General features: G+C 45.1%; 17 protein-coding genes. 7 read left to right on the forward strand and 10 right to left on the reverse strand.

What is annotated here, in order from left to right; all coding sequences use genetic code 11:
* Positions 1-44: 44 nt before the first annotated feature.
* Both DTQ70_RS21745 and DTQ70_RS21750 read right to left on the reverse strand, forming a co-directional pair.
* Positions 45-941 carry a 1,4-dihydroxy-2-naphthoate polyprenyltransferase gene (locus DTQ70_RS21745; protein WP_122932764.1) on the reverse strand — a complete coding sequence of 299 codons (897 nt, stop codon included), beginning with the start codon at positions 939-941 and terminating at the stop codon, positions 45-47.
* Between the two features lie 251 nt (positions 942-1,192).
* Positions 1,193-4,156, reverse strand: a complete 2,964-nt coding sequence (locus tag DTQ70_RS21750; protein WP_122932765.1) for an FAD-binding and (Fe-S)-binding domain-containing protein — start codon at positions 4,154-4,156, stop codon at positions 1,193-1,195.
* Between the two features lie 162 nt (positions 4,157-4,318).
* Here DTQ70_RS21750 and DTQ70_RS21755 point away from each other — a divergent pair, with 162 nt between their 5' ends.
* Together DTQ70_RS21755 and DTQ70_RS21760 are read left to right on the forward strand one after the other, a co-directional pair.
* Positions 4,319-6,154, forward strand: coding sequence for a patatin-like phospholipase family protein (locus DTQ70_RS21755; protein WP_122932766.1), 1,836 nt, complete (start codon positions 4,319-4,321; stop codon positions 6,152-6,154).
* Between the two features lie 11 nt (positions 6,155-6,165).
* A complete protein-coding gene (locus DTQ70_RS21760; protein ID WP_122932767.1) occupies positions 6,166-7,434 on the forward strand; it encodes an adenylate/guanylate cyclase domain-containing protein in 1,269 nt (422 codons plus the stop codon).
* 85 nt (positions 7,435-7,519) lie between these two features.
* Here DTQ70_RS21760 and DTQ70_RS21765 read toward each other — a convergent pair whose 3' ends face one another.
* The 4 genes from DTQ70_RS21765 to DTQ70_RS21780 all read right to left on the reverse strand — a co-directional run bounded on the left by DTQ70_RS21765 (position 7,520) and on the right by DTQ70_RS21780 (position 11,293).
* A complete protein-coding gene (locus DTQ70_RS21765; protein ID WP_164490148.1) occupies positions 7,520-8,224 on the reverse strand; it encodes a hypothetical protein in 705 nt (234 codons plus the stop codon).
* Between the two features lie 253 nt (positions 8,225-8,477).
* Positions 8,478-9,092, reverse strand: coding sequence for a hypothetical protein (locus DTQ70_RS21770; RefSeq protein WP_122932769.1), 615 nt, complete (start codon positions 9,090-9,092; stop codon positions 8,478-8,480).
* Between the two features lie 55 nt (positions 9,093-9,147).
* Positions 9,148-10,602 (reverse strand): UDP-N-acetylmuramoyl-L-alanyl-D-glutamate--2,6-diaminopimelate ligase, encoded by a 1,455-nt coding sequence (locus tag DTQ70_RS21775; RefSeq protein ID WP_122932770.1) that lies wholly within the window; start codon positions 10,600-10,602, stop codon positions 9,148-9,150.
* 91 nt (positions 10,603-10,693) lie between these two features.
* Positions 10,694-11,293 (reverse strand): TIGR00730 family Rossman fold protein, encoded by a 600-nt coding sequence (locus DTQ70_RS21780; RefSeq protein ID WP_122932771.1) that lies wholly within the window; start codon positions 11,291-11,293, stop codon positions 10,694-10,696.
* A gap of 135 nt (positions 11,294-11,428) precedes the next feature.
* Between DTQ70_RS21780 and DTQ70_RS21785 the strand changes: the two genes are divergently transcribed.
* From DTQ70_RS21785 to DTQ70_RS21805, 5 genes are all read left to right on the forward strand, one after another.
* Complete coding sequence (locus DTQ70_RS21785; RefSeq protein WP_122932772.1) at positions 11,429-12,550, forward strand: XdhC family protein; 1,122 nt, start codon at positions 11,429-11,431, stop codon at positions 12,548-12,550.
* Between the two features lie 10 nt (positions 12,551-12,560).
* Complete coding sequence (locus DTQ70_RS21790; RefSeq protein ID WP_122932773.1) at positions 12,561-13,760, forward strand: molybdopterin molybdotransferase MoeA; 1,200 nt, start codon at positions 12,561-12,563, stop codon at positions 13,758-13,760.
* Positions 13,761-14,219: 459 nt separating this feature from the next.
* On the forward strand, positions 14,220-16,640 hold the full coding sequence (locus DTQ70_RS21795) for a ribonucleoside-diphosphate reductase subunit alpha (RefSeq protein WP_122932774.1): 2,421 nt from the start codon (positions 14,220-14,222) through the stop codon (positions 16,638-16,640).
* 364 nt (positions 16,641-17,004) lie between these two features.
* The gene (locus DTQ70_RS21800) at positions 17,005-18,057 is read left to right on the forward strand and encodes a PD40 domain-containing protein (RefSeq protein WP_164490149.1); all 1,053 of its coding nucleotides are present in this window, start codon (positions 17,005-17,007) and stop codon (positions 18,055-18,057) included.
* A gap of 117 nt (positions 18,058-18,174) precedes the next feature.
* A complete protein-coding gene (locus DTQ70_RS21805) occupies positions 18,175-19,728 on the forward strand; it encodes a glycoside hydrolase family 10 protein (protein ID WP_122932776.1) in 1,554 nt (517 codons plus the stop codon).
* Between the two features lie 33 nt (positions 19,729-19,761).
* On the opposite strand, the gene DTQ70_RS21810 is transcribed toward DTQ70_RS21805, so the two are convergent.
* The 4 genes from DTQ70_RS21810 to DTQ70_RS21825 all read right to left on the reverse strand — a co-directional run bounded on the left by DTQ70_RS21810 (position 19,762) and on the right by DTQ70_RS21825 (position 23,623).
* Entirely contained in the window at positions 19,762-20,655 is an 894-nt protein-coding gene (locus DTQ70_RS21810; RefSeq protein ID WP_122932777.1) for an S-adenosyl-l-methionine hydroxide adenosyltransferase family protein, read from the reverse strand.
* A 13-nt stretch (positions 20,656-20,668) separates the two neighbouring features.
* Entirely contained in the window at positions 20,669-21,505 is an 837-nt protein-coding gene (locus tag DTQ70_RS21815; RefSeq protein ID WP_164490150.1) for a ribose-phosphate pyrophosphokinase, read from the reverse strand.
* 76 nt (positions 21,506-21,581) lie between these two features.
* A complete protein-coding gene (locus DTQ70_RS21820; protein WP_122932779.1) occupies positions 21,582-21,995 on the reverse strand; it encodes a GxxExxY protein in 414 nt (137 codons plus the stop codon).
* A 152-nt stretch (positions 21,996-22,147) separates the two neighbouring features.
* Positions 22,148-23,623 carry a nicotinate phosphoribosyltransferase gene (locus DTQ70_RS21825; RefSeq protein WP_122932780.1) on the reverse strand — a complete coding sequence of 492 codons (1,476 nt, stop codon included), beginning with the start codon at positions 23,621-23,623 and terminating at the stop codon, positions 22,148-22,150.
* Positions 23,624-23,645: the final 22 nt, after the last annotated feature.

A 23,645-nucleotide genomic window follows, 5' to 3' on the forward strand; every position in this document is an offset into this window, starting at 1 on the left:
GCCTAGCCAACATGACCCCTAAAATATTTATGCCGAAAAGCAGATTATCCTATCCAAAATCCTATTCCAAATAATAGAACAAAAAGTAATGTGGAGAGCGCCATCTGTTTTAAGTAAGGGTCTAACTCTCTTGGGTTTGTCAGTCGGGTAACGGCAAGACCATTCCTCACAAAGAGCGGAAAGCTAAGTACGAACACCCATTGACTCCATGTCCATTCGGTAAGGAGTAAATAGGCAATACTTGCCAACATCCCGACCGTCAACAATACCCAATGATACACAATTGCCTTTTGGCGCCCTATTCGCACTGGTACCGAACGCTTGCCCGTCAAGGTATCAGATTCAATGTCTCGGATGTTATTAATATTTAACACACCTACGGCAAACAACCCACAACTTGTAGCGGGTAATAACAACGTTGGATCAAAAGTTTTGGTATGCAAATAATACACACCCAGCACACCTACCCAACCAAAAAAGATAAGCACGGACAAATCTCCCAGCCCTTCGTAACCATACGGACGCTTGCCTGCAGTGTAGGTGATAGCCGCGATAATGGCGAGAATACCCAACCCCAAAAAAGCCAAAAACGACTGCCAAGTAGCATCTTTGAGGGCTTCGTACAACAACCCTATTCCGCTCACCAGCGATACTACCGAAAACAAAATCACGGCGTTTCGCATCGAACTAGCCGAAATAGCTCCCGACTGTACCGCCCGCTGAGGCCCTTGCCGCGCATCGGTGTCTTTTCCGTTTACGGCATCGCCGTAGTCATTGGCAAAGTTGGAAAGTACTTGCAAACAAATGGTGGTTACAACCGCCAAAATAGCCACTGTCCAGCTAAATTGATGGTGTGCAGCGGCCAAAAAACACCCCATTAGAATACTCGATAACGCCAAAGGCAACGTCCGCAAACGCGCCGCTTCTATCCATTTTTTCATCAGTTAGTCCATTGTTTTTAGCCTATAATCCATAGAAAATCGAATTTTTATAAAATCTAAAAGTATAATTATCAAGCAATTAACAGTGAACAGTCAATGATTAACAATTAACTTTTTGCATCTCTCTTCACAATTTCCTAATTTTGCATCGGCAAATCGGAACTACCAGCTCCTACTGAATCCCCCAGGTCTTGACCGAAGCAAGGGTAGGTGGTTGTAGCGGTGAGATTCTCGGTTTGCCATTTTTTGTTTTAGCGTAATGCTTCCCACAAAATTTCTACTGGGTGCAGCGCATGACGGCCCGTTCCATCGTGAATTTGATGACGACAACTCGTGCCAGGAGCCGCAATAATCACTTCTTCGGGTTGTTGACGTACGGTTGGAAATAATACCATCTCCCCGATTTTCATCGACAAGTCGTAGTGCTCTTTTTCGTAACCAAAGCTTCCTGCCATTCCACAACAACCGCTTGGAATCAACTGTACTTCGTAGTTTTTGGGCAACGAAAGCATTTTTTTCGTCGGCACCATCGAAGCAATGGCTTTCTGCTGACAATGACCGTGCAGTTTTATGCGTTTGGGTTCTTCGGTAAATTGCTTGCTGGTAATGCGTTTGGCGTCGATTTCGCGGGCGATGAACTCATCAAACTGTAAAGCATTTTTAGCCAAACGTTTGGCATCCTCGACCAATTTTTCGCTCACCAAATCAGGATATTCGTCGCGGAATGTCAAAATAGCCGACGGCTCAATTCCCACCAACGGTGTTTGGTCTGAAATTAACCCTTTGAGTAGCTGCACATTTTGCTCCGCAATCTTCTTAGCATCTTTCAACAACCCCTTCGACAACTGCGGACGCCCACTCGGCCCGTGTTCAGGTATCACCACTTCATACCCTAATTTTTCCAACAATTGAATGGCTTTTTTTCCAATCTCAACGTCGTTATAATTGGTAAATTCATCACAAAAAAGATACACTTTGCCACTTGCTTGTCCTTTGCCCCTTGCCCCTTGCTCTCTGCTACTTGTCCAGTTCTTCAAGGTAGTATTGTGCAACAGCGGCATGGTTCGGTCGGGGTGAAAACCGACAATTTGGTTGGCAATGCGGCGCAAGGGAGCGTTTTTAAACACCAAATTGTACGCCCAAGGCACGTAGCTCGCAATTCCCGTCATTTTAGAAAAATTACCCACCAACCACGAACGCATTGGTACGCCGTTGGCATCGTAGTAATGCTGCAAAAACTCCATTTTCAGTTTGGCAACGTCCACATTCGACGGACATTCTCCTTTACAACCCTTGCAGGCCAAGCACAAATCATATACTTCTTTGACAGCCGCCATCCCAGTGGAGCTGTTTTTATCATCACTAAATTTCCCATTCGGCGTTTGGGGACTGTGCGTCAAAAACTCGCGCAATATGTTAGCCCGAGCCCGCGTGGTATCCTTTTCGTTGCGCGTAGCCATAAAGCTAGGACACATCGTTCCACCCGACAACTGCGTTTTGCGGCAGTCGCCAGAGCCATTACACTGCTCAGCGTGTTGGAGGATGGTTTGGTTTGGATAGCGGAAATATGTTTTAACATCAGGCGTTTGTTGGTCGGCTTCGTAGCGCAAAAACGTATCCATTGGCGCCGTATCCACAATTTTGCCTGGGTTGAAAATCGCATTAGGATCCCAGGTTCGTTTAAGCTCTTTAAACAACGCGTAATTTTTTTCTCCCACCATCTGCGGAATAAATTCTCCGCGCAAACGCCCGTCGCCGTGCTCGCCCGACAGCGAACCGTCGTATTTTTTCACCAAAGTAGCAATCTCCTCCGCAATCATTCGGAATTGGCGGTGGCCCTCCTTGGTTTTTAGATTAATAATAGGACGAAGGTGGATTTCGCCCGAGCCAGCGTGCGCGTAATGCACGGCTGACATGCCGTTTTTGTGCAAAATCTCGTTAAAATCACGGATAAAATACGGTTGGTCTTGTACATCCACGGCCGTATCTTCAATCACGGCTACGGCCTTTTCATCGCCAGGCAGATTGGCCAAAAGCCCCAAACCTGCCTTCCGAAGCGTCCATATTTTTTTGGTGTCGTCGGCATGGAGGAGCGGATAATGAAACCCTTTTCCTTCTTTTTTGTAGTCCTCAATCAAAGCTGCCGCTACCCGTTCTACTTCCTCTTTGGTATCCTGAGAAACATCCACCACCAAAATGATAGGATACGAGCCATCGGCTTTTTTCTGAACAAAAAACGCGTTTTTGCTTTGTTCGGGATTCTCAGCCGCACATTCTAAGATATAGTTATCAATTAGCTCAACGGCCTGCGGTTTGTATTTTAGCGCCGTGAGGGTGGCATGAAGCGCGTCGTCGATGGTATCGAAATGCACACACACCAAGCCTTGCGCTTTGGGCGGCGGCGGAATAATGTTCAACTTAATTTCGGTCAAAAAACAAAGTGTTCCTTCCGAACCCGCAATCAGTTTACACATATTGAAAGCCTCCGTTCCCCCAAAAGGAGCAGAGTCTAATAGCATATCCAACGCATAGCCCGTATTGCGGCGTTCAATTGACTTTTTGGGGAAGTTTTTGCGTATTTCTTCCTGATTTTCAGGGTTAGATAGAATTTCAAAGGTTTTTGCATAAATGGCGCCCTCCAATCCATCCGTCGGGAAAGAAGTAATTCCCCCATTAGCTGCTAGGGGGCCGAATGTAACCTCGCTTCCATCGGCAAGTAGCGCTTTCACTTCCAACAAATGTTCACGCGTGGAGCCATACACCACCGAATTAGACCCGCAAGAGTTGTTTCCTACCATCCCCCCAATCATCGCTCGGTTGGCGGTAGAAGTCTCGGGGCCAAAATACAAACCATACGGCTTCAGTGCCATGTTTAGCTCATCGCGTACAACGCCTGGCTGCACGCGCACCCAGCGTTCTTCGGCGTTGATTTCCAAAATCTTTGTAAACGTCCGCGATACATCGACAACGATGCCGTTTCCAACCACTTGCCCCGCCAACGACGTTCCAGCCGTACGCGGAATGAGGGATGTTTTATGGGTATTTGCAAAACGGATGAGCACTTTTAAATCCTCAATATCCTGCGGAATCGCCACGGCCAGAGGCATCTCACGATACGCCGACGCATCGGTAGCGTAGAGCGTTCGCATGGTTGTATCGTCGTACAGTTCGCCCTTAAAACGTTGGGCTAATTCAGAAAGTGGTAGGTGAGTCATTGGTGAGTTTTCGAAATCATCTGCGAAAGCGCAAAGTTACGACCTACGCGTTTGTTATGCTAATTTGATTTTATCTCAACACATGCTTTATAGTGCAATTTACTCTACCAGAAATATATACTCTTTTCTTGACTATCATTGGAGATAGGAATATATTTGACTATGCAAAAAGCAGTTTACTACGAATTACTCCAAATTACGCTGACCCGTATTTTTGGAGAACTCCCAATGGATGTCTTTGAATCAGTTGTTGATTTATTGGAATGGAAAGAAGTAGCGGGGGGAGAAATTTTATTCCACAAAAACGACGAAGCAGATTGTTTATACGGCGTACTCAGCGGACGGCTACGGGCGTACGTTCCGAACGATGATGGGTCTGAAATCTCCTTGGGGGAAATTCCGCCAGGAGAAACTGTGGGGGAAATGGGTATTTTTACGGAGTCTCCACGCAGTGCAAGCATTATCGCCATCCGTGATTCTGTTTTGGTAAAAATTAGTAAAAGTGCCTTTGAAAAAATCATCATGGTGTCGCCCAAAGTCGTTCTCAATATCACCAATTTGATTATTGAGCGACTGAATCGGCAAAATCTTTCCAAAAAAACGAACTACAAAATCACCAACGTTGCCCTCGTTTGTTTGCATCATTCTCCTACCGAAAAAGCATTTTGTCAAGCTGTTTTCAAAGCACTTAACCAAAAGGCAAGTTGTTCCTATTTATCCATTGAGCGGATTAGCCAGCACTTCAACGACCCACACATTGCGAATGTAGAAAAAACGGACGTGGCTAATTACCGACTGCTTAGTAATTGGTTCGACGAACAAGAAGCTCAGTACAATTATGTTTTTTACGAGGCCGACAACCTCAGCAGTGAATGGGCCAAACGTTGCATTCGTCAGGCGGACAAGGTGCTGATTATTTCTGAAAGTCAATACGGCTCGGGGCCGAGCGCTGCCGAAATGGCCTTATTACACACGGGTTCTTCTAGTGTCAACAAAACGCTGGTGTTGCTTCATCCTCCCATGGCTGATTTTCCGACCAAGACCTCCAGTTGGCTACGAAGCAGGCGAGTTCAGCGGCATTTTCACGTAGAACAAGATAACCCCTCAGACGTTGAGCGCATTCGACGTTACCTCATGGGTCAATCTGTCGGGTTGGTGCTGTCGGGAGGTGGGGCGCGGGGCTTCGTACACGTAGGGGTTTATCGTGCCTTGGAAGAACGAGGCATTCCCGTCGATTTTGTGGGAGGAACGAGCATGGGTTCTATCATTGGCAGTTTTATTGCCATGGGATATTCTGCCGAAATGCTTGACAAAGTCATGCGTAAAATCTACGTAGAAGGCAAAAATCCGACGGCTGATTTTAACCTGATTCCCTACTTCTCGCTCATTAAAGGCAAGAAAGTGGAACAAATTTTAGAAAAATATTGCGGTGAAATCGAAATCGAAGATTTGTGGCGCAATTTTTATTGTATTTCTAGCAACCTCACCAAAGCCGAAGCCATGATTCACCAAGCGGGAAAGTTGCGAAAATACGTACGGGCCAGCATCTCGTTGCCAGGTATTTTACCCCCTGTGATTGACGAAGAAGGCTTACTGGTGGACGGTGGAATTTTTAATAATACGCCTGTAGATGTCATGCTGGCGCAGGGGGTTGGAAAAGTAATTTCGGTCGATATGAATGTGCAACGTACGCTTCAAAAAAATGAAAATTACCAATCAGGTGGTACGTGGCAGGCGTTCAAAGGGCGAGTTATGGGGCAAAGTACGGGAACTAGAATCCCCAATATGATGTCCGTAATTTTTCAATCAACCACCATTTCTAGTGATTTTAAAGCCAATCAATACAAGCCTTACTGCGATCTTTACATCAACCCCAATGTGACCAATTTTGGCATCATAGATTGGAAATCGTACGAAAAAATCGTTGAAATCGGCTACCAAACTGCCATTGAAGCAATAGATGAACAGTTAAAAACGACACTTGAGTCCTTCAAGTAATCCACACATTTATGAAAAGACGTCTTTGGATATTGGTATTGGTATTGACACTTGCCCATCCTTTAGCAGCACAAAAAAGCAAAACCGACTCGGCTACGACGAAAAAAAAGGGGTGGCGACTTTTTGGCAACAAAAAAAATAAAGAGTTAGAAGCCGTTTCAAAGGAAAAAGACAAAGTTTCGGCAGAGAAGAAAAAGGTAGAAAACGAAAAGCAATTTTTAGAGTGGAAAAATCAAAATTTGTCCTCTCAAATAGACGCCCTTGATGCGCAAAAAAAGGCATTGGATGTTCAACAGCACTTTCTGGATTCGCAGCTTGTTGTCCGCAACCAAAGCCTCAAACTCATGACCGAGACGCAAATGAAAATCCAATTGATGCTCTTGCGGCAAAAACAGCTACTCGACTCCGTTTCGTTTACCAAAGTCATTGACTCCCTCAAAATCAGCGACCAACAGAAAATATTGGCCCAAAAAGAAGACCAACTTCGACGGCAAGAAGCGGAAGTCGAACTTCAACAAAGCCAACGAAATTTACTGATTGTGGTGGTATTAGGGGTTTTGGTAGTAGCTCTTGGCATTTACCGAAGCCTACTGAATGTCAAAAAATATTCTAAAATTATTGAGGAAGAAAAAAACAAATCGGAATACTTACTGCTCAATATCCTGCCCAAAGAAGTCGCCGACGAACTCAAGAAAAGCGGCGCCGCCGAAGCAAAACATTACGAAGAAGTAAGCGTATTATTCTCTGATTTTGTGGGCTTTACCTTTTTGGCCGAAAAACTCCCGCCCCAAGAACTGGTCGCCGAGCTGGACTATTGTTTCAAGCGTTTTGACCGAATTATGGGCAACAATAAAATTGAAAAAATAAAGACCATCGGCGATGCCTACATGGCCGCAGGTGGCGTACCTGTGCCCGACTCCGACGCTCACGTGCGCATTGTCCGAGCTGCACTTGAACTACAAGAATTTATCGAAGCCCGAAAACAGCAACGACTCCACGAAAATTTGCCTTTTTTTGAAGCCCGCGTCGGGATTCACACGGGGGAAGTAGTGGCAGGAATTGTGGGGGAAAAGAAATTTGCCTTCGACCTTTGGGGCGATACTGTCAACATTGCGTCTCGCGTGGAATCAGCGAGTCTTCCTGGCAAAGTCAACATTTCGGAAGATACCTACGAGCTGGTCAAAGCGCATTTTATTTGCTCCGACCGTGGCAAAAAAGACATCAAAAATCGCGGAGAAAAAGGAATGTATTTTGTTGAAAGGGAGATTTTGGGAGATTAGTAGTTTATCTTGCTTTTGAGAAGTTAAGCCCTTGATGTACTTCAAAATCGCTAAGACCAAAAGCATTTCGCGATATACAAACGTATCAGTTTAAACTTTCACAAACTTCAATTATATCCAGTTTTTGAAACTCAGGCACTTCCGTAAACTCACCCGTCTTTTTGAAACATCTTTCAGTTATGATCCAATAAAAGAAAGAAGCTATTAAATAAGAGCCAACTTTGGAAGGGTGCCCATCGTCACTTAATAAGTCATACCGAGGGTTTAATCTCTTCAATTGTTCAAATGCTTGGCCAATCGGGGTTATTTTTGCTCCGATTCGGTTGCCAATTTCAGTACAAGCTTTCACTAAAATTTCTACTTCTTGCTTGCTATTCAACAACTCTTCACTACAGTAGAAAGCATCACTATCATATTTAAACTTGACAGGATCAGGCAGGCAATAAGAATGGGGATAGTTGTAAATGGGATAATTTTGATAAAGTACTGTTTTTCCTCCATTTTCTTTGATTAAGCTATCCAATTGTTCTATGCACCTGAATGACTGTTTCCTTATCTCAGGAATCAGCATTCTTACGGTTGCTTCCTGTAAAATAACGTAATCAAATTTCCTTTTCTGAAAAGTATCTTTACCAAGCACCAATTGTCTTCCAGTCGAAACTTTCTCGTCAGTATTACTCAGAAGTAATTCTAAATGTTGTTCTAAAGTAATTCCTGGCAAAGTGGCAGAATAGAGGATGTAGTTTTTGTCTTTACCAGTCTCAAACATCTGCTGTAAAATGGCAGGCATGTCATTAGAATAGGTCAGGCTATTACCAATAAAAAGTACGTGAGACGTGTCTTTTTGGGCAATGCAAGGAGAAAAACTCAGAAAAAGCAAGACAAAAAATCTTTTCCTACAAACCATCATTTCGGTATTTTACCTAAGTGAAACGCATTAAAATGTTTATTGCTCCAGAGGAGCTACATCTTAGTAGAAGAATAGCGTCTGTGCATTTGGCACATCCATTTACAATCACAGATTCGTGGAAGTTTATCCGAATTTAACCCTTATCATTTGGCAAAATTTCTTCGTCTTCTAAAATTTGTTGCAAGCAAAACGTATAATCCTCAAACAGCGGAACACTTTCGCTCCAAGCATATACTTCTACATTTTTGTGGGTACGTATCACCAAAATTTGACGACTTTTTGTCAAAATCCATACGATACCTTCTACCCCAAAAGTCAACAGTTCTTGGGATTTTTGAAGAATATAATCCGCTTCCGTCCCCCCTTCTTCTTCGTTTTCGGCTTTGGCGTCAATTTTCACGTCCACCTCTATGATGAATTTTGGGGGAACGGTATTGTATTTATCAGAAACAGGCTCTACGAGCTTTGATTTTTCTACAATGGCAATGTCATTTGCAAAATTTTTACTTCGGTATAAATGCAAGCCTGCTTCATTGGTAGGTACCCAAAATTTCTTTTTGGGCAAAATGGATTTTAAATAAAAGACAAAAGCCTGAATAATAAGCGATTGAAAAATACTACTTCCCATAATTTCATCTTCCGTTTTGAGTCCAAGCAATACTTTACGATACCCTTTTCGGTAATAGACACGACCGCCAAACTCTTCGTAAATAAGGCTTTGAGGAATGGTTTGTGTTGTAGTAGCCATAGCGTTTCTCCTTTTCTGAACTTACGTAAAGTTACAACATTTTTACATTGACTGGTTACTCAAACGCCGCTCGCAACTCCTCCCTATCATCGAAATGATGCTTTACGCCTTTGATTTCTTGGTAGGTTTCGTGGCCTTTGCCCGCTACCAAAATAATATCGTGCGGCTGGACCAATGACACCGCGTACCGAATGGCTTCGCGGCGGTCTTCGATGGTTTTGGTTTTCTTAAAGTCAACGGGCGAAACGCCTGCTTGCATTTGTTCCAAAATCGCGAACGGGTCTTCATTGCGCGGATTATCGGACGTTAGAATCACTTTATTGCTCAATTCGCAGGCAATTCGCGCCATTTCGGGGCGCTTGGTTGCATCGCGATTTCCGCCACAACCCACCACCGTAATCACTTGCTGGTTGCCTTCGCGCAGTTCGTTGATGGTTTCCAATACATTTTGTAGGGCATCGGGTGTGTGGGCATAATCCACGATTCCCACCACTTCGTTCGGACTTACCACCTGCTCAAAACGGCCTGGCGGCGGCGTAACTGCCGAAAGCGCCGTCAACACCTGTTCGGTATCTTCGCCCAACAAAATAGCCGCGCCATATACGCCCAATAGGTTGTAGGCATTGAATCTCCCAATCAATTTAAACCAAACTTCCTGCCCGTCAACCTCCATTTGAAGCCCAAAAAGGCTATCCGCAATGAGTTTACCTTTAAAGGTAGCAACGGTTTGTAACGAATAGGTTTCTTTACGGGCTGCGGTGTTTTGCACCATTACTCCCCCACGGCGGTCGTCGATGTTTACCAGCGCGAAGGCTGTTTTAGGCAACTGGTCAAAGAACCCTTTTTTGGCTTTGATGTAGTTATCGAACGTTTTATGAAAATCGAGGTGGTCGTGGGTAATGTTGGTAAAGATTCCTCCCGCAAACGTCAGCCCTGCGATGCGTTCCTGTGCCACCGCGTGTGAACTCACTTCCATAAAGCAATACGCACACCCACGGCGAACCATTTCGGCCAACAACTCATTGATTTTAACTGAATCTGGTGTTGTATGCGTCGAAGGAATAATATCGTCGTCAATTTGGTTTTGCACCGTCGAAAGTAATCCTACGCGATGCCCTAATTGGCGGAATAGTTTGAACAACAACGTCACGGACGATGTTTTCCCGTTGGTTCCTGTAACCCCTACTAATTTAAGCTTCGCCGATGGATTATCGTAAAAATTAGATGCCATTTGCCCCATCGCTCGGGCGGAGTCCGCCACTTGAATGTAGGCAATTCCTTCGGCCAAATTGTTGGGTATATCTTGACATAAAATAGCCACTGCGCCCATTTCAATGACTTTCGGGATAAACTCATGCCCATCTACCTGCGTCCCTTTTTGAGCCACAAACAAACTTCCCGAAGTTACTTTTCGAGAATCAAATTCGATGGAACTGATTTCAATATCGGTATTTCCAATTACTGAGCTAATCGGAACGCCCGCTAGTAGGTTTTGAAGTGTCTTTGCCATTGTCAATTGAATCTTTGATTAAAAACGAGGATGTGAGCATCCTCGGGGTTGGTTTTGAGAAACCAACTGCACTTGTTATTCGCTCTATTAGTTAAACAGCCCCCCCATTCTCGTGCTGAATGTTCTTCAGTTCCAGTTTGGTTTCATTCCGTTCAAACGCCATCATTTTATCCAATAATTCGTCAATCGTATCCGCCACCAAGAGCAATGCACGGTTTTCGGCTTTCAAAAATCCTTCTTGCACCATGTGGTCGATGTGGGCTAGTAAGTGATTATAGAAACCGTTGACATTCAACACCCCGACGGGTCCATGAAAAATTTTCAACTGCGCCCACGTCAGGATTTCAAACAGTTCGTCGAGGGTCCCGAATCCACCAGGGAGCGCAATCACCCCGTCAGACATAGAGACCATTTTGGCTTTGCGCTCGTGCATTGTGTCCACAAAATGGATTTCGGTAAGCGTTTTATGCGCCACTTCCAATTCGGCCAAGAAATTAGGAATAATTCCCGTTACTTTTTGTCCTCCTGCCAATACCCCATCGGCAACGGCTCCCATCAACCCCAAATTTCCTCCCCCATAGACCAGACTTATCCCTCGGTTGGCCAACGCGCGCCCAGCTTCCTCGGCTGCTTGAAAATATTCAGGTCGCTTGCCTGCGTTTGCCCCACAATACACAACAATTGTCTTCATTCTCGGTTTGTTAATAATTGCTTTGGCCGCAAATATCGCGAACGAAATCGACCAATGCTAACGAATATCATTGGTGGGAATTGGGAATCCTCTATTTTTGTTGTGACTCTTACCAAGATAAATTAGCACATTCACATGAAAGAAATCAAAGCCATCATCGAAGCCTACGACCGCATCGACCGCAGCACTACCAAAGCCGCCCTCGCCACCGTTGTGCGCGTCGAAGGGTCGTCGTATCGTCGTACGGGTGCCCGTATGCTTGTTATGGACGACGGCGTGTGGGTAGGGGGCATCAGTGGCGGATGTTTGGAGGGCGATGCTCTCAAGCGGGCACGCCTTGCCATTGCCAAATCGAAAGCGAGTTTAGTGACCTACGATACCACGGAAGACGACCAACACCAAATCGGCGTCGGATTGGGATGCAACGGGGTGATTGACGTTTTATTGACTCCCCTTTCTTTTGAGGATGCGAATAATCCCGTTGAAATTCTCAAAAGCTGCATGAACGAGCGCCGTCAGACGCATATTTTATTGACGGTAATTGGGTTAGAAGATGACTATCAAGGCTTACAAGCAGGAACGATGCTCCGCTATACGGGACCTGAAAGCATTGCATTTTTAGGCAACCCAAGCCTTCAGACAGAACTTAGCCATACCATAGAGATCTATGCCGAAAAAGGGCGCTCACGTCCCAAGGCGTTTGACCTCCCCGACGGCCGAACGCTTGAATTGTTCATCGAAATTCTTCCCCCCGAAATTCACCTTGTATTGATGGGGCACCAATACGATGTGTTGCCGTTGGCTCGTCTTACGAAAGAAATTGGCTGGCGGGCGACCATCGTTGCCAATCCTCAGAAACTGATGTCTAAATTGCTGGCTGTCACCGATGCAATTGTTGCACCTGCCGATTTTAGCACCATTTTAATCGACGAACACACGGCAATTATTCTCATGTCGCACGATTTTAAGACCGACAAATACAACCTTCCCAAAGTGCTACAAACGGCAGCGAGTTACGTGGGGATGTTGGGTCCGAAAGTCCGTTCCGAAAAAATCCTTAAAGAACTTTCTGACGAAGGGATTGTTATTTCAAATGCCGAAAGCGAACGAATTCACGCCCCCGTAGGTTTGGACATAGGCGCTATTTCACCCGAAGAAATTGCCTTGTCGATTTTAGCCGAAATACGGGCCGTTTTTTCCCAACGTACGGGAGAAGCTTTACGCCTTCGCACAACCCCTATTCACGAACGCGATTGATTTATTTGCTATGGAATTGACCTCTGTAAACGACGCCACGCGCATTATTTTAGAAAATACCCTCGACTACGGTGCTGAGTCCGTTGCTTTCACTGACGCTTATCGTCGCGTACTGGCCGAACCGCTGGTAGCTGACCGCGATTTTCCTCCTTTCGACCGCGTGACAATGGACGGAATTGCGATTCAATGGCAAAGTTACCAAAAGGGCCAACGTGACTTTCGGATTGAAAGTACCCAAACCGCGGGCGACGTCCAGCACACGCTTCAAAATCCTGCGGCTTGTATTGAGGTAATGACAGGGGCGTCGCTTCCCATCAATACCGATACAGTCATCAAATACGAGGACGTGGCCATCGAAAACGGAGTAGCTCAGCTCAAATTTACCGTTCGTGAGAAACAAAATGTGCACTTTCGGGGCGAAGACCGCATGGCAGGCAGCGCTATTGTACCTACAGGTACGCTGTTGGGGCCGCCCGAAATCGCCATAGCCGCTAGCGTTGGGGCAACAAAGGTAAAGGTAAAAAAACTACCTTCGGTGGTGATTATTACTTCGGGCGACGAGCTGGTTCCTGTAGAGGCCACCCCGCTCCCTCACCAGATTCGCAGCTCCAACGTACATTGCATTGCTACTTTGCTCAAACCGTACCAAATCGAGGTGGATTTTATCCATATTCCCGATGATTTGGCTACCACGCAGGAGGCCATTCAACAAGCACTCCAACAATACGACGTCCTTATTTTGTGCGGTGGGGTATCGCAGGGAAAGAAAGATTTTATTCCAAAAGCCCTTCAAGCCGAAGGCGTGCAGAAGTATTTTCATAAACTGAGCCAACAACCTGGCAAACCTTTCTGGTTTGGGCGAAAAGACCGTAACGTTGTCTTTGCTTTGCCAGGAAATCCCGTATCTTCGTTTCTGTGCGCGCGTCGGTATTTTATCCCGTGGCTACGACAATCGTTGGGACTGGTAGCTTTCGACCACACCTACGCGGCCTTGAGCGCAGACTATGTTTATACCTCTCCATTGACTTATTTTTTGCAAGTTCAACTATACCAAGAGAATGCCACATTGATGGCACGTCCAGTGATGGGACATGGCTCGGGAGATTTTGCCAATTTGGTTGAAAATCAAGGGTTTTTAGAGCTACCCAAGGAGCAAACCGAGTTCAAAAAGGGAGACATTTTTCCCCTTTGGCGGTACGACACCCTGTAATATCCTTTTTGAATATGCCTAATAAATAGCGGGAAAATACCGTTTGATAAATTCATCGAAAAAAAAACTCCCAAAAAGTTGAATGAGCCCAAAGGTTCGTCGTAAATTGTACCACGAAAAGCTCCCAACATTGCAATTTAATGGGCTACGATACTCTCTTATAATTTTTGTATTTTTTTCTTATTTTTTCAAAAGTGAATGCCCTAACCAAGAGACTCGTAACCTGCTAATAGCAAATTCGTTACTAATTTCAGAACACTATACGACGGCCTAAAAAGTGATTCAACATCTGTTTTTTTGATTAGGGTCACTCATAAAACGTTTGTAATTTCGCAAAACCAATGACAAGCTATTTGCCCTTTCAGGTGCTCTTTTGGGCACGTGCAAAAGTGAATTGTGCTTTTCAAACCAAAATCAGTACAAAACAGACAATCACCCCAATAAAAATACGAAGTACCTATGTATGTTGTTAAACGCGATGGCCGCCGTGAATCGGTCAAATTTGATAAAATCACTTCCCGCATAGAGAAGTTGTGCTACGGACTGGAAGCTGCTTACGTTCAGCCAATTGAAGTGGCGAAAAAAGTGGTATCTGGTATCTACGACGGTGTAACTACGGCCGAATTGGACGTGTTAGCCGCCGAAACCGCCGCCTCTATGACCACGAAGCACCCCGATTACGCCATCTTGGCCGCGCGTATTGCTATCTCCAATTTGCACAAAAACACGCTGAAGTCGTTCTCCGCAACGATGAAGCAACTTTATACTTACACTGACCCTAAAACGAACGAAAATGCTTCGTTGATTTCGAAAGAAGCTTACGACGTGATTCGCAAACACGCTGCTTTGCTCGACTCAACAATCATTTACGACCGCGATTACGGCTACGACTATTTTGGGTATAAAACGCTTGAAAAATCATACCTTTTGAAGTTAAACGGCAAAATCGCCGAACGCCCTCAGCACATGCTGATGCGGGTAGCAGTAGGGATTCACTTGGACGATTTAGATTCAGTCATTGAAACCTACAATTTGCTTTCTGAAAGATGGTTTACGCACGCAACTCCTACGCTTTTCAACGCAGGAACACCGAAACCACAGATGTCGAGCTGCTTCTTGTTGACGATGAAAGAAGATAGCATCGCGGGTATCTATGACACCCTCAAGCAATGCGCGCTCATTTCGCAGTCGGCAGGAGGAATCGGGGTAAGCATTCATAATATCCGTGCAAAAGGTAGCTACATCAAAGGGACCAATGGTAATTCTAACGGTATCGTACCGATGTTGCGCGTATTCAACGACACTGCCCGCTACGTGGACCAAGGCGGTGGTAAGCGTAAAGGCTCGTTTGCCATTTATTTGGAACCTTGGCACGCCGACATTTTTGATTTCTTAGAATTGAAGAAAAACCACGGGAAAGAAGAACTCCGCGCTCGCGATTTGTTCTACGCCATGTGGATTCCTGACTTGTTTATGAAGCGCGTAGAAGCCAACGATACTTGGTCGTTGCTTTGCCCTCACGAATGCCCAGGTTTAGCAGATACGTATGGCGATGAGTTTGAGGCATTATATACTCAATACGAACGCGATGGGAAAGCCCGCAAAACGGTAAAAGCCCAAGACCTTTGGTTTGCGATTATGGAGTCGCAAATCGAGACAGGGACGCCTTACATGCTCTACAAAGACCACGCTAACCGCAAGTCGAACCAAAAGAACTTGGGAACCATCAAGTCGTCGAACTTGTGTACTGAAATCATGGAATTCACCTCTCCTGACGAAGTAGCGGTTTGTAATTTGGCCTCGATTTCATTGCCAAAATTTGTAGAACAAGGTCCCGACGGATTCTTACATTTCAACCATGAGAAGTTGTTTGAAATCACAAAAGTGGTAACGCGCAACCTCAACAAAATCATTGACCTCAACTACTATCCCGTACCTGAAGCAGAACGTAGTAACAAACGCCACCGCCCCATCGGTATTGGTATCCAAGGGTTGGCCGATGCGTTCTTGTTGATGCGTATGCCGTTTGAATCCGAAGAAGCCCGCCGCCTCAATGAAGATATCCACGAAACGATTTACCACGGCTCGTTGGTAGCCTCGATGGAGTTGGCTCAAAACGACGGTGCTTACGAAACGTGGAAAGGCTCACCAATTTCTGAGGGTATCTTCCAATTTGATATGTGGAACGTAACGCCTAAGAGTGGCCGCTGGAACTGGGAACAGCTTCGCAAAGATGTGGTGAAACACGGTGTTCGCAATTCACTTTTGTTGGCACCTATGCCAACAGCTTCTACCAGCCAAATTTTGGGTAACAACGAATGTTTCGAACCATTTACTTCTAACCTCTACGTTCGTCGCGTATTGTCGGGTGAGTTTGTGGTTGTTAATAAATACCTCCTCAAAGACCTCGTAAAAGAAGGTTTGTGGAACGATTCGATGAAGAACAAGTTGATGATGCACAACGGTTCGGTTCAGAAAATCGCCGAAATACCACAACACCTCAAAGACCTTTACAAAACAGCTTGGGAGATCAAACAAAAGACGATTGTTGACATGGCTGCCGACCGTGGTGCCTATATTTGTCAGTCGCAGTCGTTGAATATTTTCATGGAAAATGCCAACTACGGCAAACTTACGTCGATGCACTTCTACGCGTGGAAAAAAGGCTTAAAAACGGGTATGTATTACCTCCGTACCCAAGCTGCCGTTGACGCTGTGAAGTTTACGGTTGAAAAACACGTAGAAGCCGTGTTGGAACCTGTAACGACGAAAGTTTCTGAAAAAGACCTCAATTACGAGAAATACGCGCAAGAGCACGCTCCTCAGGTAGCGCCAAAAGAAGATACGCAGTATCCTCTGAACTCACCTAAGGACAATTAATCTTTCGCTTTCTACCTACCCCTTGCAAGCCCGAGCCTTTGTGTTCGGGCTATTTTTTTCTCTATAGTCCTCAGGGTATGAGTACCCTGAGACACGACGCAAGTACCCTGAGGCACAACGCGTGCGGAGGGATACTCATATCCCGACCAAGCAATCCTGACATTTCTCAGGGTATGAGTACCCTGAGACACAACGCGAGTACCCTGAGGCACGACGCGTGAGGAGGGATACTCATATCCCGACCAAGCAATCCTGACAGTCCTCAGGGTATGAGTACCCTGAGACACGATGCGAGTACCCTGAGGCACAATCCAACGTTATGCTTCTTTTTTGCGTCTTCTCAAAAACTAGACTCACCTCTTCTATGAACCGCCTCTTATCTTTTGGAATTGCTGCTGCAATTATATGTTTAATGACTGCATGCCCCAATGGTCTTTTTAATGACCGCAATGGAAAATTTCTTTCCCAGCCCGTCAATTTAGAAGCCTTTAATTCTGAATTTGACGATTATAATTCTGCTTTGCCAGGCAACCGCTACGGAAATGGCTACCTTATTTTTTCCTCAAAACGTGACCTTAAAGAGCTTTTTAACCTTGTTGCTAAACCTTTTGAGCTCGAATACGACGATAAAACCAATTTACTCAATGCCAAAGTCGGCATTCAATCCAACCTCGACATTGCCAAAGACGAACCTTACTACCAGCTTTTAGTACGGAAGGCCAATCAATCGTGCAATGTGCTAGGGCCAGTGGTTTATTCATTCGACCGACAAATTATCAACAGCGGAAGTAGTCGCCATGAGGGTAAATTTTTGTTGCTTTATGCCGACGATTCATCGGGGGATTTACAAATTAAGTTTGTGCATAATTTCAACGACAAAAACACCGCTGAAGGCCCTTTTGAAGTAGCATGGCTCAACAGCACCAACGACGACGCCTATCCTTCTTTCAATTCAGATTTTAGCAAAGTCTATTTTTGCTCCAACCGCGAGGGGAATTTTGACATTTTTGAGGCCGATTTGCCCAACGACAAAACCCAGCTTTTGTCCACCTTATTAGCCAGGGCGATTCTACCCGTTAAGAAAAATACGCAGCTTTCTTCACCCGCCGACGACAAATGTCCGCACTTTGCAACAAGCTATTGGGACAATACCCTATACTTTACTTCCAATCGTGCGGGTGGTTTGGGAGGTTTTGATATTTATTCTGCTCAACTCACCAACGGAACGTGGTCACAACCCGAAAACATGGGAAGTCATGTGAATACTTCTTACGATGAGTACCGCCCAATAACCCTTCCAAACTACGATTTTAACTATCATTTAGGGGTCTTTTCATCCAACCGTCCCCAAGGCAAAGGTGGCTTTGATTTATACATGGTAGGATTTTTGACGGGTGAGCAAACGCGGCCTAAATAGGCAACTTTCAGGGTTTTTATACCGCAAGATAAAGGATGCAAAATTGATTGGTCAAAATCATTACATTTGTGGATGTAACCAATCTTTTTTGCTCATTTTTAACTCTTGCATCATTCCGTGAAAAAACACCTCGCTTGGCTCTGCCTGCTGCTGTTTTTAGTGTTAGAAGGTTGCAAATCATCCAAAAAACCGCGTACCACGCCTCGTGATTTTGGCCCAATGGGAATGAAACGCGAAATGCGGGCGGTTTGGATTGCAACGGTCGATAACATTGATTGGCCCAGCCGCAAAAACCTTCCTCCCGCTGAACAACGGGAGGAGTTTATTCGGCTCATTGAAACACACAAACGGATGGGTATCAACGCGGTATTTGTGCAAGTACGGGCGGCAGCCGATGCTTTTTATGCGCGCGGGGAAGAACCTTGGTCAGAGTGGCTGACGGGAAAACAAGGCAAAGCCCCCGAGCCTTTTTACGACCCCCTCGATTTTATGATTGAAGAATGCCACCGTCGGGGCATTGAATTTCATGCGTGGCTCAACCTCAACCGCACGGCTCACCGAGCGAGTAAGAGTATTTCCAACGATAACATTGGCCGCAAGCATCCTGAATGGGTATTTGACTACGATGGCTATAAGCTATTCAACTTTGGCCTCCCTGAAGTTAGGGATTATATTACGTCGGTAACGACCAATATTGTCCACGAATACGACGTGGATGGCATTCATTTCGACGATTATTTTTATCCCTACACCGTCACTGGCCAAACGCTCAAAGACGAAGAAGCCTACCAACAATACGGCGGTCGATTTCGTAACAAGGACGACTGGCGCCGCGACAACGTTGATAAACTTATCAAACAAATCAGCGATGCGATTACGGCCGAAAAACCGTACGTTAAGTTTGGGGTAAGTCCATTTGGGGTATGGAGAAATCGCAAAGACGACCCTTCGGGTTCAGCAACGGAGGCTGGGCAAACATCCTACGATAATCTGTATGCTGATACGAAAAAATGGATGAAAGCGGGCTGGATTGATTACCTCGTTCCACAGATTTATTTTTCAACCAAATTTGACAAAGTCCCTTTTAAAATTGTGACTTCTTGGTGGTTGCCTTATACCTACGGCCGTCATTTGTACATTGGTCAAGGCCCGTATCGGATTGGCACCGAGGACAAAGATAGAACTTGGGCAAATCCATCTGAATTTCCCAATCAAATGCGGTTTATTCGCCTCAATCCAGAAATCCTAGGGAGCGTTTTCTTTAGTTCAAAGTCATTGATTGGAAACAAACTAGGGCACGCCGACTCCTTGCGTACCAATTTCTACAAAGAGCCTGCATTTCCTCCTACCATGCCGTGGAAAGACCATACGGCCCCTCTGACTCCCAAAAATTTACAGGTAAAAGATACCCGCGACGGCGTCGAACTGCGTTGGGCGGCCTCTGAAGCAGCCCGCGACGGCAGTTTTGCTCACTATTATGCCGTCTATCGTTATTCCGACAGTGAAGCCCCTCGCCTATTGGCAGGTTGTTACGAAGGTCAAACACGTGCGCTTGATAAAAGTGCCAAACGTGGCAGGCGCTATACCTACGCTGTTACGGCCCTCGACCGCCTCCACAACGAAAGTGAGCCTGTGTTAGCGACAGTCTATGCTCGTTTGGCGCGGAAATAAGAAAGACATTCCAAGTTTTTGAAACTTGGAATGTCAGCGTTTTTCTAGCTTTACTTTCCAATTAGGACCGCTTTTTACACTGTATTTAGTAGAAAAATCACCCATATTGACAGCAAAAGAGAAGTTCATCAAGCTATTCAAATAACAAAGATTTTGCCCTTCGGGCACTTCCCCAAACGTATTGGCAAAAGGCATTTCTCCTCGAAACACTTCTTTGTCGCCATCCCAAACCGTCACCATTATCTTTTTACCTGCCGTTAAACCCCACTTTTTCACCATTTCAGCGGGGATATTTGTCCAAACGTTGCCGTACTGAACGTCCAAAATTGGGATAGTTCCAATAATGGCATCTTCCTCCACCACCGCTTTTTGATAAGGAATTTGAACCACTTCGTTGGACAGACGCGTCCCTACTTGCCCCAGCGTAATGACACCCGCGGCCAACCGCGCCGCCGTAAACGCATACACATCGCGCCCATGAAAGGTATAAGAGCCTTGTGAATTACGTCTTCGATTGATGGCTTCGTCAATCTCTCGCACTTCCTGAATCCCCAACGACTCTGCCACCAAAGAAAAACTCCCGTTGTCGGGCCCTACAAAAAAATGCCCGCTTTTAGTTTTTAGCACTACCGATTTACGGTCGGTTCCCACGCCTGGGTCCACCACCGACACAAATACCGTTCCTTTGGGCCAGTAGGTTGCAGTTTGTTCGAGGCGGTACGCAGCTTCCCAAATGTTATATGCAGGAATTTCGTGGGTCAAATCAAACAACCGTAACGCGGAGTTTACGCCCATGGCCACGCCCTTCATGGCCGATACAGCCCCGTCTTTCAAGCCAAAATCAGTTTGAAAAACCACGGTTTTGGGTTGGGCGTACAGGGTAAAGGCAAAAATCCATGCTGTGATTGCAGTGATGAGTTTTTTCATTGAAAACCTATATTTACAGAACTGATTCTACGGGGAAGATTCGTAGCGAAGACGGAGTTTCAGTAAATTCTTTGAAAGAATTGGTACTAAATATGCCATCTATTCCTGCAATATCAAACCCTCGGCTAAAAATACCATGACTGACAATCAATATTACTTTGCCAGCGTTTCGACTTTTTAAAAGTGCGGCCAGTCCCGCAAAAGTACCGCCACCGTCACAAATATCATCAATGATAAAACAAGGTCGTTGGCCAAAATCTTCTTCAAACGTCTTAAAACCTGACAATTGTCCCGTTTTTACATCCCTAAATTTGATACATTCCGCCACCCGCTCTGCACCTATCGATGCTGCAATTTTATATACCTTTTTTAATGCACCTGAATCGGGCGAAACCAAATAATAACCGTCGTTATTGGTAAGATTGAGAAATGTTTTCATTGCCATTTTTACCAACGTTACGTTAGAAATTGCTACCGAACGATGAACAAGCGCCGTAGCAACGTCGGAATGTGGGTCAAAAATGTGGACTTTACGAAATTGCCCTGCATTGAGCATATCAGCCACAATTTTCAGCGAAAACGGCTCTCCTTCCGTCATCACTCGGTCCATACGAGCTGCCATTAGGTAAGATATAGTCACATCTACCGCCTCAACGCCTGCATAATCGAGGGCATTTTTGGCGGCAAGGCAGAGAAATACATCGTTCATGGTTGATAAACGTGTCAAAATATGCACGTGCTTGGTGTCGGCGGGAAGAGCCTCCAATTGAAGGTGCGGCTGTCCGTCGGGAAAAGTAAAGCTTTTGAAAGCTATTTCGCTTTTTTGTGGCGTAATTAAGTTAAGGTTCATTTGAGTTTTGTTTTTTTGAACCATATAAGAACAAAAACTTATAATCCCTTATGTGTCTTATATGGTTCAAAATAAGCTATTTATCAGCTAATTCTCTGTAATACTCGTTCACGTACGTTTTTTGCCCTTGACTGAAAATATGAGTAGCGTTAAAATTGATTAACAACCCCAGTGGAGCTTTAAGTAATTTCATATAGGTCATCAATTGCGCTTCAAACAGCGGCAAAACGGCATCAACAGCTTTTAACTCAACGACTAGGCAGTTTTCAACAAACAAATCACATCGTAAGTCAGCTTGCACGTTCACACCTTTGTACAAAACGGGCACAAGCATTTCTGATTGGAAAATGATACCACGTAGCTGTAACTCGTGTTTTAGGCACTTATGATACACATTTTCTAGCAGTCCAGGGCCGAGGGCTTTGTGTACTTCAATTGCCGCTCCATTGACTTGGTATGTCAAATCTTTTAGGTATGTCTTGGTTGGCATTTTGTCTAAAAAGTGGTTTTCACTTTGACCTATGCCAAGTTTGGGTCGTCACATTTCTGCTTTATTTTTTTGAACCATATAAGACATATAAGGGCATATAAGAACAAAAACTTATAATCTCTTATATGACTTATATGGTTTAAAATGTGGGGTTAAAGCTGTTGCTGCACCCGTGTTCGTATCTCCGACAGTGTCCAATCAATAGTAAGTTTTCCATCCAAAAAGACCGTTTTAAGCTCACCTTGGGCTTCTTCCTCCCACGTACATTGGTCTTGCAATACGTACTTGCCCGTAATAGCATCCCGATGCACCGCCATCAGTCCTTTGGCCGATTTTTTAGTCCCATCGTCGGTTTTAGGGTCTTTAAAAATATCACGCCCTTCGCCATCTACTTCGCCGTAAGTCGCCTTCATCGCAAAACCAAATGTATCGCGTGTCACGTATTCGTAGGTGTATGAACCTATTCCGAGTACCACATTATAACTGGCAAACCCTTTTTGTTTTAGTCCTTCTAAAATGGCTAGTTGCCGCGCAGGCGTAATGCTATCTCCGTAAATAAGGCCAATATGCGCATCCAATAGCTTAAAACCCTGAGGCGTAACGCTCCCCCCAAACGTTTCCCACATACACGCTATCGCCCCTTTGTATTCGGGTGAACCGACGGGCGCTGCTGGGTCACCAACGATAATTTTTATAGGATCACCGCTATCAGGGCGAATGACTACTTTTCCCTCACGGGCCAAAATTTGGTGTTTGAGTTTAGGTAAAAACTCCGTAATCACTTGCCAAAAATCCCACGTATCGCTCACGATAGAAACAATTCCAGCGGGATACACCTCCGTAATCAATCGCTCAAAGGTCTCTATTTCACCATCTTTTGTCCCCATACACATCACGCTATGCTCTGTAGCAGGCACCGAACCACCAATCAATTCTGCTTCACAATCTGCGTTATAGTAATTTTCCAAGAAATCAATGGCAGGAATAGTATCGGTTCCCGTAAAGCTCAGCAGATGTCCTGCCCCACTCATCACCGCATCTTCAATACCAGACATCCCTCTAAAACTGAAATCGTGGCCTTGCCAAGGCACAAAACTAAGGTCATCCCCCACGGTTTCGTGGGCATAATTGATAAACGTTTGGAAGTATTCAAATGCCGTTGTGGCCGAGGTGCTCGGTTTCCATAAAATGGTACTCATCAAGGTTTCGAGCATGTTGGTCAACCAAAAAAATTCAGGTTTTGTATTGCGAATCGTCAGAACAGGCACGCGCATTGACACAAGGCTACCTTCGGGTAATGCCTTGATTTCGAGCGGCAAATACCCCAAGTCATGCAATGCTTCTACGTGGTCGTATGGAATACAATCTTTTCCCAAATAGTTATCAATACGACGCTTGTATTGTTGGATAACTTCGGCTTTGGGGCGTTGAAAGAAATTTTCATCAAACTGGCGAATGAGGTATTCTTTGATAAAATACTGCAACCCAAAAAATACAATTTCGTTTTGTTCTGGGTTTCGTGATTTACGAGGCGTAAAGTTAGAATACACCAACGTCGTCCCGTCGGGATATTGGAATTTGTGTCCTACTTTGTAACCGTCTTTTAGTAAAATGGGAAGTGTTTTCATGGTAACTGTAAACGTATCTATT

Origin of the sequence: Runella sp. SP2, assembly GCF_003711225.1 — a bacterium.
Classification (GTDB): Bacteria; Bacteroidota; Bacteroidia; order Cytophagales; family Spirosomataceae; genus Runella.